Genomic DNA, 13,561 nt, shown 5'->3' on the forward strand with positions numbered 1-13,561 from the left:
TCCCTAAGTAGTCGGCCCTATGTCGACTATTTTTTTGCTTGTGTGACTAGTTGCCCAAGCTGTGCAATGGCATGCTCTGTTTTTTGATCCCATAGCACACCATAACTAATACGGATACAACTCCTGTACTTATCACTGGCACTGAATAGCGCTCCAGGTGCAATACTGATCCCATGTGATAGAGCCAGATGAAATAACTTGGTGCCATCATATTGAGCACCCAGATCTAACCATAAAACACACCCTCCTTTTGGTTCACTCACGCGCACAAAATCAGGAAGGTGCTGACGCAGCGCCATCATCATACGCTCTTTTGCCACCAGCAAACGCTTACGCAAGAGCTTTAAATGACGATCGTATTCACCACAGGCCAAATAATCAGCCAAGACCCACTGGTTCATTAATGATGATGAACAGCTAAATGCACGCTTCAACCTCTTTGCGGGGCCTATAACCTGTGGCGCTATAAGCCAGCCGATTCGGTAACTGGGTGCAGCAGTTTTCGAGAACGACGAACAAGTGATGACATTCCCCGTTGTGGAAAAGTAACGGGCTGGTTTACCACGCTGCTGCGTAAAGTGTAAATCACCATACACATCGTCTTCTATCAAGGTGACTTGATGATGCTCAAGCAGCTTCACAAGCTGCGCGCGCCGCTCATCTGGCATATAAGATCCTAGAGGGTTATTGATACTGGTTGAGAAAATGCATGCTTTGATGTCTCGCTTGTTAAGGGCTCGCTCTAAATCCGCTAACCACAACCCATCATCAGGACACAGCGGCACTTCAACAGCTTTCAAACCCAGGCTTTCTATCAATTCCACGACCCCAAAGTAACTGGGAGATTCAATCGCCACCACATCACCGGCATTGGTCACACATTGTAGTGCTATTGCCAGTGCTTCCTGTGCCCCGTTGGTGATCACAATTTCCTCTGGGCTCACTACAAGCCCCATATCTAAATAACGTTTAACAATTTGTCGCTTGAGTTCAGGTAGACCATCAATTGCACCATAGTTAATCATGGCCTGCCCTGCCATGTTCATTGCCCTGCGCATCAGTTTTGCCAAAGCTTTATCTGTACTTGCCACTGCTACTGGGTTAGCAATACCAAGTGGTACCACATGTGGCTGGTGAATCGCTTGATAAACCTGCTCTATCAAGCACTGCTTATTCACAACAATAGGTTGGGTGGACAACCGAGAGCGTTTGGGCATGGCATGAGATACCTGAGCCGCCTGTAAAAAGTAGCCGGATTTCTCTTTCGCTACTACTTTCCCTTGTGCTTCTAACGCTTGATAAGCCTGCTTAACGGTAGGAATACTGACAGCCAACTTTTGCGCCATTACTCTCAACGAGGGTAACTTTTCTCCGGGTCGCAGCACGCCTTGCTCTGCCATTTGCGAGATTAAATGAACGACCTGTTGGTATAAATAGGCACTTTGCTGTTTGGATACGACGAAACTCATCACGCCCTCAATCTGTATAGGTTATATTTGTCATTTTCTGTATATGGTATGTACACAATATACCCCTACAATGAGCATTATTCCAACCCTTCCACAAATGTAAGTTCACACTTACAAACTTCAAGGTAATAGTTATGAAGGATATGCTACTGTATTTGATCACAGTATTAATTTGGGGATCCACTTGGCTGGCCATCGAATTTCAATTAGGTGAAGTCAACGAAGTTGTGTCTCTTTGTTTGAGGTTCTCGTTGGCGGCTGGGTGTATGTGGCTTTATGTTTTAATGAAAAAACTACCCATGCGATACTCAATCAAGGACCATGGCTTCTTTATTTTACTCGCGATATGTAACTTTGGTGCCAACTATCTCTTTCTTTATTGGGCTCAAAACAGTCTAAATTCAGCTATGGCATCCATCGCTTTTTCTTTATTGCTGATCATAAACATAGTGAACACTAGAGTATTTTTCTCTAAGCCAATCGCCAAGCGTATTTACTTTGGAGCGGGACTTGGCTTGCTTGGCATAGTCGCCTTGTTTTGGCAGGACTTGAGACATTTTGACATCAACAACAGTGCTATCGGTGGATTAGCACTCGCACTATTAGGTACGCTCATAGCGTCTTTTGGTAATATGGTGAGTGTACGCAACTCAAATCAGCAAGTCGGAGTATTGCAGGGTAATGCGTGGGGCATGCTATACAGCGCGGTTTTATTGCTGACATACACGCAATTTTCGGGTCACTCATTAGTCATTCAAGCAAACTGGCAGTATTGGGCGTCACTATTCTACCTGGCTATTTTTGGCACAGTGATCGCTTTCGCCAGCTATTTTTCACTGTTGAAAAGCATAGGTCCTGAACGCGCCAGCTACGTGATTGTGCTTTTTCCTTTAGTCGCAGTAATGCTAAGTACATATTTTGAAGGTTTTGTGTGGCAAGAAAACACTTTTATTGGCTTCTTACTCGTGCTACTGGGGAATGCCATCGTGCTTACCCCCTTTGACAAACTTAGAGCATGGTTAGCTCCTTCCCCAGTAAGCAGCTAACTTCGTCGCAATGCCACCACTGTGTGGCATTTTTTATAGCCGCAATGCAACCGCTTTTGGGTGAATACTCACCTGTGCAGGCGTGACCCCGACCATCTCTCCATCTGCTTCAATTGCTAGATCTGGCGTAGTGATCTCAAATTGCTGTATCGTAACAGTGTGCACATTAGCCTGCTTTTCATGCTTTGCGAACAGCATGGCAAACATTGTACACAAGCTTGCGAGTCTTGTTGTTGCTGAAAACTGTATACAAGTCAAAAAGCCATTATTTGGTTTTGCACTTGGCGCACATTGAATACCGGCAGCAAAATACTGACCATTTGCGAAAAGCAACATCGTCACAGCCTGCTCTGCATCAAAAATGGGCGAGTTTACTCTAATGGCGCGATAGGAAAAGAATGCTTTTAAACCTGCCCACACATAACTGAACCTATGTTTTTGTTTGTGGCTATCAATGCCTCTGACCACATGGGCATTATAACCAAGCCCCATCACATTTAAAAAATAGCGGCCGTTAACACACCCTACATCAACTTCAATGGTATTTTCGCCAAAAACGGCATTACGCCACTGACTAAGTGAGCGATTAAATTGACGAGCAAAGTCATTGCCTGTCCCTGCTGGTAAAATAGCCAACTGACAATTCAACCCGATAATGGCGTTCACAGCCACATTAATTGTGCCATCTCCACCTATCACGACTAATAATCGGTGCGCTTGTGCAAGCTCACGGAGCTTTAGTACATCTTGTTGATACTCTCCAAGCGTATAAAACCACTCACATGCTATTTTTTCTTGAATTATTCGCCTTTTTAGCCATGCGACATGTGACTGTACGCTATTTGCACCACTTGGTTTAACTACAACCAACATAGAGACACCTTTAAAATAAAATTAATTAACTTGAATAAGTATGCAACAAACACCCCAAGAAAAAACACACAAAACAAAATAAAGAATTGAAAATAAATAAAAAACAATATTTAAACCCAATTTAAATTAGTGAATGAGATGACAAAACAGCCCTAACATTCAAACATAAAAAAACAAAATGCATTAGTTATTCTTATCCGAAAGGCACAATTTTTATCGTTTTATTTTTGCGCATTTTGAGCGCAAAATAGCCTTGTTTTCAGTCAAACTTATATACACAGGAGCTAACATGCTTAATTCAGCTGCAGCGTGCAGCAACACGCAAGCGAACACCGTTAATACCGTACCAACAAAAGTTGCTTTCGAATGGATGTCGTTTTTTAATCGACTTGGTAAATTGCTCGCGTTAAGCCATGTAACGCTCTATAAGTAAATTTTAGCTTAAGTGTCACACCCCCAACCTGTGACACTTCGGCTTTTTCCTATAACTTTCCGCTATCAACCTCCTCAATTTACTTCATTTTTAACCATTGAATAATAAATTAAGCAAATTTAGTGTAAATTTTAAGCAAACAGTTTAAAAGTGGTTTACAGCAGCAAATTCGCTAAGTATTATCTTGGCCCATGGAGAGATGGCTGAGTGGTTGAAAGCACCGGTCTTGAAAACCGGCATACGTTAATAGCGTATCTAGGGTTCAAATCCCTATCTCTCCGCCATATTTTACAGTTTTGCGCCGGAGAGGTGGCCGAGTGGCTGAAGGCGCTCCCCTGCTAAGGGAGTATAGGGTTTGTAGCCCTATCGAGGGTTCGAATCCCTCCTTCTCCGCCATTGCTTTGAAAACCGCTCTAAGAGCGGTTTTTTTATGCGCTCTATATATTCGTTTTCTCGACTCTCATACATCTTCCCCTTTACTTATTGCCATTTCTAATTCAAATTAGTTCATATAGTTACAACAACACCTTATGAAATAACTTGCTGATTATGCTGTACCTGAGAATATGCATAACATTATCAATGTAGTTAGTCTAAGCAAGCTATAATTACTCGCAATAACAAAAAACTAGCTAATAACTATGAACTTCAAGCATGCGTGGCAAAGCCAGCTCAGTTACATTCTATTATCCATCAGCTATTTGGCATTGGGAAAACTGCTTACTGCGTTCGCTTTTCAGGATCAGGTACTCCCAATTTGGTTGCCTGCCGGAGTTGGTCTCGTCGGTATGTTCATTTGGGGGTGGCGTTTTATACCAGGCCTTGGTTTAGCGTCGGCCACATTTAATTGGACAACCGCACACGGTTGGAGTTTTACCGCCGCCTCTGTTTCAAACGTTGTGGAAGTTGGCATCATCGCATTTGGTGCCATTTTACAAGCGCTGATCGGAGGCTACTTGCTCAGAGCGTGGCTTGGTCACCCACTACATCTTAAAAGCCGTTTACATATAGCTTATTTTATTGGCTTAACTGGCATCGCAATCAACTTAATTTCTGCGAACATTGGCGTATTTGCGCTCAGCTTCTATCACCCTGAATACAGCTTTGCCAACCATTGGAATAACATGCTCGCATGGTGGCTAGGTGACTCTTTGGGAGTGCTCATTGCGACGCCCGCACTACTAATCCTGTTACAACCTTGGTTTGCCAGCTCAGAGAAACTCAATAACGTCGCCAGCACATTTAGCGCATGCGTTGTATTGTGCCTATCAGTTGCCCTTACCACCTTTTTATACAACCAAGGCAATGTCAAAAGCGCCAACCTGAATGCCAAGCGTGAAGTTCAAATCATTGAGAATATTGTTTATCGCTACATAAACCAAAGTATGCTAGCTATTCAGTCGCTTGCTAATCAGTTACAAGCAAAACAAAATTTCACGCGACATGGATTTGAGGACACTGCCCGCCATTTAAAAAGTCAATACACCTTTTTGCGAGCACTCTCATGGAACGAACAAATCTCCCAAGAACATAGAAGCCAACTCAACGAAGAACTCGCCGGCTTATACGGTGATGAAGTAGTAATTAAGGGGGAGCCTTTAGTACCAAATGACCCCCTTGTGATTGTTAAATATATCGTGCCACTAAACGGCAACTCGGGTGCACTAGGTTTCAACGTATTTTCAAAAGAGAGTAGACGCCAAGCTATCATCAATGCCAGCACCAAAACCGAACCCCAGGCGAGTGATATTATTTATTTAGTGCAAGATAGCCGTCCAGCACCATCCTACTTATTGTTTTCCCCCGTGTTTACCACAGCACCGCAAGCAGCAGGTCAATCAATAAAAGGCTATGCTACTGCAGTTGTACAGGTTGAAACCCTACTGGCTGAAGCCTTAAAGCAAGCGCAAGCGCAACTTTTCAATGTCGCTTTTTATGATGTCAGCAACAATGGCGTATTTTACAAAAACTTTGGCCCCGAACAGCTTATTGACGAACAAAATAAAAAAGTGGTTACTTTGTTTGTTGCAGGGCAGAAATGGCGCATGGAGTTATCTATAAAAGAAGAATACGCTTCAAGGCTCAATCAACAACTGACGCTCATGTTACTTATCCTGCAGCTGAGTATCACAGCGCTAATCGTGTACATCTTGCTGCTATTTAATTATCAACATCATGCGTTAAATGCGTTAGTGGAGCAGCGAACGCGCTCTTTGGCTAAAGCCAAACAGCAATCCGACCGCGCCAACCATGCAAAAAGCCGCTTCTTAGCCAACATGAGTCATGAAATTCGCACTCCTCTCAATGCCGTGATTGGCTTCGCGTCTTTGGCCAGCAGCTCACATAACAACCGTGAGTTAAGAGACTATATTAAGAAAATCGGCTCCGCATCAAAGACCTTACTTAACCTAGTTAATGATATTTTAGACATCGCTAAAATTGAGTCCAATCGCCTACAGATAGACGAACACCCATTTGATTTACAAGCGCTTCTATCTCGCATCGACACCATGTTTGCCTCCAGTGCACAAAGCAAAAACATTGTTTGGCAAGTGGTACATAACCTGCCAGGATCTACTTGGGTACTAGGCGATGAAATGCGGTTGGAGCAAATACTGATCAACCTATGTAGCAATGCCATTAAATTTACGCAACGTGGCAGTGTTATTTTCGAAGTAGAAGCGCAATTTGGTACAAAGCAGGTTGATTTAGCTTTTTCGGTAACTGATACCGGCATTGGTATAGAATCAGAAAAGCAAAAAACCATTTTTAGTGCGTTCAGCCAAGCTGATAATTCTACTTCGCGCAGATATGGCGGCACAGGGTTAGGGCTGGCGATTGCGAAAGAACTCTCTGAGCTCATGGGGGGGACACTCAGCCTACAAAGCGAAGTTGCTCAAGGTAGTACCTTTACCCTGGCTATCAGCTTGCGAAATGCCAGTGCTCAAAGCCAACAAATTGAGCAGGTAGATACGTCACAAATTCACTGCTTACATGTGCTTGTTGCAGAAGATAATCCTGTGAATCAACTTGTTATAAAAGCCATGCTGTCATCGTTTGATATACAACATACTGTGGTCAGTAATGGACAACAAGCCATTGAAGCGGTGAAAAGTGAACACTATGATGTTGTGCTCATGGACTGCCAAATGCCAATTATGGATGGCTATCAAGCCACAGCAGCGATACGTCAATTTAAAGGGGTTGATGAACTGCCAATTGTAGCGCTCACTGCTGATGTAATGCCTGAAGACAAAGCACATGCGATCGCGATTGGCTTTAATCGGCACCTCGCAAAACCATTAGAGAGAGATAAGCTCGCGATATGTCTAGCGAGTTACTGTTAACATTATGAGATTAATAACTATTTCAATTATCCTTAGCTGCTGGAGCAAATTAGTTTTTTCACTTTCTTCTGGTGATATGGCTTCAATGTCATGCCTTGAAGTTGCAAGTAACTGGCAACAGGTTGAGCAAGCCCAGCAACAGGGTACCTTTCGATTTGCAAGAGATCAGGGACCAATAACATGGGACATTGATCACACAGCACCATTTAGTGAATATCTAGCTCAGGCTAAGGCCATCATTAGCAGTCGTAATACCCGTGCACAACAAAATTGCCCCATACTCACACCGGTCGCAAAACAGCTAGGATATGAGATTACAGATGTGAAGGTTGCCGATCTAGTCGCACCGTTTGAATTACGTCATAACAATAACGACCGTGCCATTTTACTCATCCATGGCCTAACAGACTCACCGTTTACATTTCATTATTTAGCCGGGCAGCTTTATCAACAAGGCTATAACGTGCGTGCTATTTTGTTGCCAGGACATGGTACAGCACCAAGTGACCTTCAACATATAGAGTTGAGTCAGTGGCAAGCCTTGGTTAATTACGCGGTTGCACGTACCTCGCAAGATTTTCAGCAATTTGCTGTACTTGGTTACTCAACTGGCGCTGCACTCGCTATCACTGCAGTATCAAAGAATCCTACCGAAAATATTACTGCTATGGCATTAATATCCCCCGCAAGCGAGCCTCACAACAAACACGGCTGGCTTGCTAAATGGATAGCGAAAGTACCTTTTATAAACTGGATAGATGAAGATGCCGACTTCGACTTTGCCAAGTATGAGTCATTCCCTTGGCAAGCAGCGGCGCTGGCAAACGACGCCATGGCCATGCTCACCACGCACACCTTTCCAGCAAACCTACCCTTGTTCAGCACATTCAGCGAAGTTGATACCACAATTGATAGCCTAGCAAGCCTCGCAATGCTGAAGCGCTTTGCTTTGGATAGCCAACGACCCACTACTCACTCATTATTGTATTATGGCAATAAAAATACAGCCAAGGCTCAGCTACCAAAGGGTTACAACATACTGAGCCCTCAATGTGATCATCTTACTTGTGATTCCACAATAGACATGTCTCATATCGGTATACTACAGCCGCCAGAACACCCTTATTACGGCTGGCAAGGGATTTATCGCAGCTGCGGAGGGTATTTAGCTGAACTGCCTAAGTACTTGGAGTGTAAAAAGCACCCTACGCCACTGTTAGGCGAACGCACATCTCGAAACACCAGTTATGAGGTGCCGTTACAGCGTTTGACGTTTAACCCAACATACGACGACTTCGTCGCTTATCTAACGACATTTTTGGATAATCACTTTAGCACCCATGTACAACCATAAATTTATTGACAGCATTTCATGCGTGCCAGCTGATCAATGGCAGCTTCTGGCAGGTGACAACCTATTTTGCAGTTATGCATGGCTCAACGCACTAGAGCAAAGTCAGTGTGTCCATCCTTCCACTGGGTGGCAACCACAACACCTACTGGTTTACCTAGATGAAGCGCTAGTGGCGGTTATACCGGGGTATATTAAAAGCCATTCTTATGGAGAGTATGTATTCGATTGGTCTTGGGCAGACGCGTATCAACGCTATGGCCTTAGCTATTATCCCAAATGGTTGTGCGCAGTACCATTCACTCCCGTAGCAGGAAAGCGAATATTGTGTCAGTCACTAAGTACTGATTTAAGTCAATATATCCACCAAACTCTGATTGAGTCATGTCGCGTCTACGGCTGGTCGGGTGCACATATCAACTTTCTTACAGATCAGAGTGAGCCTCACGAGCTATTTTTACAGCGACAAGATGTCCAGTTCCATTGGCTAAACAACGACTATGTAGACTTTTCACATTACCTCAACAGCCTTACATCTCGACGTAGAAAGTCCATCAGAAAAGAGCGGCAACAAGCAAAAAACCATGGCCTGTCAATCCGATGGCTATCTGCCAGCCAGATAGATGATGAAGTACTGACATCTTTTTATCGCTGTTACCAGGCCACGTACATAAAACGTTCAGGGCACCAAGGCTATCTCAACCTTTCGTTTTTTAAGTTGTTGTTGCAACACTTACCTCAAGCAGTGCGACTTTGTGCAGCATTTGAGCAACATAAGCTCGTTGCCGCCAGTCTCTATCTAATTGATGCAAACACTTTATATGGCCGTTATTGGGGCGCTTTGGAGGAGTTTCAAACACTTCATTTTGAACTTTGCTACTACCAAGGCATTGAATTTGCGATTTCACATACACTCGCTAAGTTCGATGCTGGAGCACAAGGCGAGCACAAACTAATACGAGGCTTTTCACCTGTTAATACTTATTCACGTCACTATCTGGTTCACCCCACCTTTCGAGATGCAATTGAGGATTTTATACAACGTGAAAACCACCATATACAACAGTACAAGCAGCGTTGTATAACGTTTTTACCTTTTAAACAAGAGTAATCGGTTGTTAGCTGGCATTTTATGATCTTGCAGCAACTTTAGCCCAGCCTGTTGCGCCTTTGCACAAACCCACTCGATATCTCGGATACCGCTTTGTGAGTCTTGTGTTTTTAAAAAGCTATCAAAAGCAGCGTTACTTGCACTTGTAAATGCCCCATCATAATTAAAAGGTCCGTATATACACAACAAGCCCCCATTCGCTAAGTGTTGAGCAACGCCTACAAACAGCTTTTCAACGAGCGCTTTACTTACGATATGTAACGTATTTGCCGTGAAAATAACGGGCACCTGTTGAACGGGCCAAGGCTGATTGAGATCCAAACTCAGCGGCTTTCTTACGTTGCTCGCAGAGCTCTCTACCAACCAAGCCTCAATACCTTCATGATTACAAAGCCGATCGCTAGTCTGCCATACCAAGTGCGGCATTGATTCAGCAAAGTAAACGGCATGCTGACCTGTGCCCGAGCCAACCTCGAGCACATAGTCATATTGCTCAAGATATGGCTTTAAAACTGACAATATCGGGGTTTTGTTGTTTTCACAGGCTTGGGAAAAGGGTTTATTCATCCAGTCACTCCTTGCACTTATATTGAGCACAGTTGCCCACCGTTGAAGCAATGAGCCATAAAAAAATTCATGCTTTATTTTAAGATTACGATTAATCAATTGTATTTCAAGACTTTCTTATTTTGGCATAACACCTGCTATAGTGATAGTGACATACAGCCACACGAGGACCCAACTATGTTTATTTCAACTATCACGCACATGCCAATCTGCGAAAGTGGCCTTGTAGAAGCCCATGACGACAATTTATTTGTGCAAAGTGATGACTATCGAAAAGAAGTGCAAGATTTGCTAACTCCTAGTGAGCAAGAAGATGCACCAAAAACTGCACAGCTCTTTGTACTCGGCTACAACTAAGACATTTTGCTAAGCTAACCATGCTTAGCGGCTAACTATGTAATGACGTACATTACATAGTTAGCTATGTCATTCCCATTATATAGCGCACCAGCTCTAACCCACCGACTAATTGCCACTCAATTAGAGAATTCATTAGAAATTATTCAATATATCAACTATATAAACACTACATAAGAAAGTTAAATTCGCTTAGAACCATTGTTACACTATTGCAAGGAGCAACAATGCCAAATACACGTACAACTAAAGACAGTATGGGGAGTCTTGAGGTCCCAGTAGGTGCGCTGTATCAGGCTCAAACACAGCGCGCCGTTAATAATTTTCCGGTCAGTGGATTAACCTTACCCGTTTCCTTTATTCGTGCTCTAGCTTATATCAAACAAGCTGCCGCACAAGCCAACAAACACCTGAACCACCTATCTGAAGAAAAGGCCGATGCCATCATAACGGCTGCTCAAGAAGTGGTAGATGAGAAACATTTAGAGCAGTTTCCTGTAGATGTTTTTCAAACTGGCTCGGGAACAAGTTCAAATATGAATGCCAATGAAGTTATCGCCACGTTGGCAAGTCAAGCAAGTGGCTTGTCTATACATGCTAACGATGATGTAAATATGGGACAAAGCTCCAATGATGTAATACCTACAACCATTCATGTAAGCTGCGCGACATTGCTCGTATACGAACTGCTTCCAGCTTTAACTCATTTATCGCAGTCCATAGCGGCTAAAGGCCAAGAGGTCGGTCATTACGTTAAAACTGGTCGAACCCACTTGATGGACGCGATGCCCGTTAGCTTAGCGCAAACGCTCAGTGGTTGGCAGGCTCAAGTGGACCATGCCCAACACCATATTCAGTCTCAACTTAGTGAAATATGTAAACTCTCTCAAGGTGGTACAGCAGTAGGAACGGGTATCAACGCAGACCCTCACTTCGCTAAAATCTTTAACGAAAATTTAAGTGCAAATCTCGGTATTAAGTTTGACGTCGCTGATAACTTTTTTTTTGGAATAAGTAGCCAAGACAGTGTAGTGAACCTGTCTGGCACATTGAAAACTCTTGCTGTAGCAATAATGAAGATTGCCAACGATTTGCGTTGGATGAATTCAGGCCCACTTGCCGGCTTAGCAGAAATTGAACTAGAAGCTTTACAACCAGGGTCCTCTATCATGCCGGGTAAAGTTAACCCAGTGATCCCAGAAGCTGCTGCAATGGCCTGTGCGCAAGTGATTGGTAACGATACGACTATTACTGTTGCAGGCCAATCTGGTAATTTTGAACTCAATGTGATGCTACCAGTCATTGCATTCAACATCATTCAGAGTATTGAGATCTTAACGAACATAAGCCATTTACTCGCCGACAAGGCAATAAGCAGCTTTACAGTAAATGAGTCTAATTTGGACAAAACACTCGCTAAAAACCCTATTCTGGTTACAGCTCTAAACCCGATCATTGGCTATGAGAAAGCGGCAAAAATCGCAAAACTGGCATATAAACAACAGCGGCCCATTATCGACGTAGCAAAAGAGCATACAAACCTAACTCATCAAGAGCTAGAGGTCATATTAGATCCAACTAAATTAACTCAAGGGGGCATATCCTAAGTGCATAGCAAATCGACTAGTAATCTAAATAACGATTGGTTCACACTTGTAACATGTTAGCTTAACGGGCAAACTAATCTAAAAAACAAGGAATCACTATGATGAAACTAACACACGCTATGTTGCTATCACTTACTCTAGCTGGCTGCGCTCAATCGGAAGACAGTGATAATACTTCCACCAACGTACATGCTAAAACGCAAGAAAGCCCAACTGTAGTAGCTAAGCAAAGCGAAGAAAGAAAACTTGATGTCTCACTAGATGAAAAAACAGTGTTAAACGTTACCGATGTGGAGAAAAAGGATATCGATGAACTTCATGAGCAGCTTAAGTCACTTACTCAAGATTTAAGTTGTGATAATACATCTCAATGCCACGTTAAAGCTGTCGGAAGCCGAGCGTGTGGCGGACCAAGTAGCTATCTCATCTACTCAAGCAAGTCTAGCTCTACCACCGAAGTGACAGAGCTTGCCAAGAAGATCACGGCATATGAAAGTAGCTTTAACTTCAAAAATAATATGATGAGTATTTGTGAACACTTAACTCGTCCCAGCACTCAATGTGTTGAAAATAAATGTGTTACACTCTCAAATACGTCTCAAGAAGCATACTAAAGAGCGACTATGAAACAACAATTGCGCCTTATTTCGATAGTTTTCTGTGGAACTTTAATGACTGGATGCCACACTCTGTGGTCGGCGACGCCTGTAGAACCAAAGAAAACTAACTATGACATACTCGCAGACCTGACAGCAAAGAAAAGCTGTGATGCCAGTTATCAGTGTAAGGTGCTAGAAGTTGGAGAGCGACTATCCTGTGAAGGTCCAACCCAATACATGATCTACTCAACCAAAGAAGCTAATGAACAAAAAATAGCGGAAGTCGCCGCGCTCATAACCGAGCAAGAACACAAAGCTAACCTTGGAAAACAGTCACAGAGTAGTTGTAAGCAGGTATTGCCCGTTATTCCTTTGTGTATTAAAAAAACCTGCCAACCCTACATACAGTAGGCATTATATAAAAATTCGCCCTATTACAGAGATCACAACAATGAGTAGGGCACACCCTCCTGCATACCAGATATAACTCATCTCGATACGTCTTTTAATCCAGTAACAATATAAAAAGCGAATAAAGTAGCTTGCAGCTGTACCAAACAACGCAAAAATCACTAGCAAGTATATGAGGTAGACCGACACGTTAACTCTCAATTCTATCTGTCGTAAGGCCATAGTATCGATAATAGACCTAAGGTGCAAAGGGTTAACGACATCGAACACAGTGAGGACGTTTCCTTTGCGCAAGCTGGGGTGCAAAATTACGGACGAAGTCCGTAGCTTTTGCGCAAGGTGAATTGAGCGGTTTTATAGAATGCCGAGGGACTATTTAAGAATGCTGAA

Annotated in this window: 13 protein-coding genes and 2 tRNA genes; 11 read left to right on the forward strand and 4 right to left on the reverse strand. The window is 43.2% G+C overall.

What is annotated here, in order from left to right; all coding sequences use genetic code 11:
• Window positions 1–26: 26 nt before the first annotated feature.
• Window positions 27–1,469, reverse strand: coding sequence for a PLP-dependent aminotransferase family protein (locus L1070_RS17650; protein ID WP_237126559.1), 1,443 nt, complete (start codon window positions 1,467–1,469; stop codon window positions 27–29).
• 134 nt (window positions 1,470–1,603) lie between these two features.
• Between L1070_RS17650 and L1070_RS17655 the strand changes: the two genes are divergently transcribed.
• A complete protein-coding gene (locus tag L1070_RS17655) occupies window positions 1,604–2,515 on the forward strand; it encodes an EamA family transporter (RefSeq protein ID WP_070983446.1) in 912 nt (303 codons plus the stop codon).
• Between the two features lie 33 nt (window positions 2,516–2,548).
• Here L1070_RS17655 and L1070_RS17660 read toward each other — a convergent pair whose 3' ends face one another.
• On the reverse strand, window positions 2,549–3,388 hold the full coding sequence (locus L1070_RS17660) for a YegS/Rv2252/BmrU family lipid kinase (RefSeq protein ID WP_237126560.1): 840 nt from the start codon (window positions 3,386–3,388) through the stop codon (window positions 2,549–2,551).
• 289 nt (window positions 3,389–3,677) lie between these two features.
• On the opposite strand from L1070_RS17660, the gene L1070_RS17665 reads away from it, so the two are divergent.
• The 6 genes from L1070_RS17665 (at window position 3,678) to L1070_RS17690 (ending at window position 9,630) form a co-directional block, all read left to right on the forward strand.
• Window positions 3,678–3,821, forward strand: coding sequence for a hypothetical protein (locus L1070_RS17665; RefSeq protein ID WP_170829106.1), 144 nt, complete (start codon window positions 3,678–3,680; stop codon window positions 3,819–3,821).
• A gap of 193 nt (window positions 3,822–4,014) precedes the next feature.
• Window positions 4,015–4,105 (forward strand) — tRNA-Ser (locus L1070_RS17670).
• 19 nt (window positions 4,106–4,124) lie between these two features.
• Window positions 4,125–4,217 (forward strand) — tRNA-Ser (locus tag L1070_RS17675).
• A gap of 245 nt (window positions 4,218–4,462) precedes the next feature.
• A complete protein-coding gene (locus tag L1070_RS17680; protein ID WP_237126561.1) occupies window positions 4,463–7,168 on the forward strand; it encodes an ATP-binding protein in 2,706 nt (901 codons plus the stop codon).
• 76 nt (window positions 7,169–7,244) lie between these two features.
• Window positions 7,245–8,522 (forward strand): alpha/beta fold hydrolase, encoded by a 1,278-nt coding sequence (locus tag L1070_RS17685; protein ID WP_237126562.1) that lies wholly within the window; start codon window positions 7,245–7,247, stop codon window positions 8,520–8,522.
• Between the two features lie 22 nt (window positions 8,523–8,544).
• Entirely contained in the window at window positions 8,545–9,630 is a 1,086-nt protein-coding gene (locus tag L1070_RS17690) for a GNAT family N-acetyltransferase (RefSeq protein WP_343221773.1), read from the forward strand.
• Here the strand turns inward: L1070_RS17690 and L1070_RS17695 are convergent.
• Window positions 9,610–10,197 carry a DUF938 domain-containing protein gene (locus L1070_RS17695; protein ID WP_070983441.1) on the reverse strand — a complete coding sequence of 196 codons (588 nt, stop codon included), beginning with the start codon at window positions 10,195–10,197 and terminating at the stop codon, window positions 9,610–9,612. The two genes, L1070_RS17690 and L1070_RS17695, sit on opposite strands and share 21 nt — an antisense overlap.
• Window positions 10,198–10,374: 177 nt before the next feature.
• On the opposite strand from L1070_RS17695, the gene L1070_RS17700 reads away from it, so the two are divergent.
• The 4 genes from L1070_RS17700 (at window position 10,375) to L1070_RS17715 (ending at window position 13,171) form a co-directional block, all read left to right on the forward strand.
• Complete coding sequence (locus L1070_RS17700) at window positions 10,375–10,554, forward strand: hypothetical protein (protein ID WP_071038908.1); 180 nt, start codon at window positions 10,375–10,377, stop codon at window positions 10,552–10,554.
• A gap of 227 nt (window positions 10,555–10,781) precedes the next feature.
• Entirely contained in the window at window positions 10,782–12,161 is a 1,380-nt protein-coding gene (locus L1070_RS17705; protein WP_237126564.1) for a class II fumarate hydratase, read from the forward strand.
• Window positions 12,162–12,259: 98 nt separating this feature from the next.
• Window positions 12,260–12,775 (forward strand): hypothetical protein, encoded by a 516-nt coding sequence (locus tag L1070_RS17710; protein WP_237126565.1) that lies wholly within the window; start codon window positions 12,260–12,262, stop codon window positions 12,773–12,775.
• Between the two features lie 9 nt (window positions 12,776–12,784).
• Entirely contained in the window at window positions 12,785–13,171 is a 387-nt protein-coding gene (locus L1070_RS17715; protein WP_083330426.1) for a hypothetical protein, read from the forward strand.
• A 3-nt stretch (window positions 13,172–13,174) separates the two neighbouring features.
• Here the strand turns inward: L1070_RS17715 and L1070_RS17720 are convergent, their stop codons facing one another.
• Entirely contained in the window at window positions 13,175–13,360 is a 186-nt protein-coding gene (locus L1070_RS17720; protein WP_083330429.1) for a hypothetical protein, read from the reverse strand.
• Between the last annotated feature and the right edge of the window lie 201 nt (window positions 13,361–13,561).

This window comes from Pseudoalteromonas sp. MMG022, from assembly GCF_021654245.1.
Classification (GTDB): domain Bacteria; phylum Pseudomonadota; class Gammaproteobacteria; order Enterobacterales; family Alteromonadaceae; genus Pseudoalteromonas; species Pseudoalteromonas amylolytica.

Bases quoted from the DNA above. Each gene is read 5' to 3' on its own strand.
- L1070_RS17660 (WP_237126560.1), bottom strand. From the start codon at position 3,388: ATGTTGGTTGTAGTTAAACCAAGTGGTGCAAATAGCGTACAGTCACAT.
- L1070_RS17685 (WP_237126562.1), top strand. From the start codon at position 7,245: ATGGCTTCAATGTCATGCCTTGAAGTTGCAAGTAACTGGCAACAGGTT.
- L1070_RS17695 (WP_070983441.1), bottom strand. From the start codon at position 10,197: ATGAATAAACCCTTTTCCCAAGCCTGTGAAAACAACAAAACCCCGATA.
- L1070_RS17665 (WP_170829106.1), top strand. From the start codon at position 3,678: ATGCTTAATTCAGCTGCAGCGTGCAGCAACACGCAAGCGAACACCGTT.
- L1070_RS17705 (WP_237126564.1), top strand. From the start codon at position 10,782: ATGCCAAATACACGTACAACTAAAGACAGTATGGGGAGTCTTGAGGTC.
- L1070_RS17655 (WP_070983446.1), top strand. From the start codon at position 1,604: ATGAAGGATATGCTACTGTATTTGATCACAGTATTAATTTGGGGATCC.
- L1070_RS17650 (WP_237126559.1), bottom strand. From the start codon at position 1,469: ATGAGTTTCGTCGTATCCAAACAGCAAAGTGCCTATTTATACCAACAG.
- L1070_RS17715 (WP_083330426.1), top strand. From the start codon at position 12,785: ATGAAACAACAATTGCGCCTTATTTCGATAGTTTTCTGTGGAACTTTA.
- L1070_RS17700 (WP_071038908.1), top strand. From the start codon at position 10,375: ATGTTTATTTCAACTATCACGCACATGCCAATCTGCGAAAGTGGCCTT.
- L1070_RS17680 (WP_237126561.1), top strand. From the start codon at position 4,463: ATGAACTTCAAGCATGCGTGGCAAAGCCAGCTCAGTTACATTCTATTA.
- L1070_RS17710 (WP_237126565.1), top strand. From the start codon at position 12,260: ATGATGAAACTAACACACGCTATGTTGCTATCACTTACTCTAGCTGGC.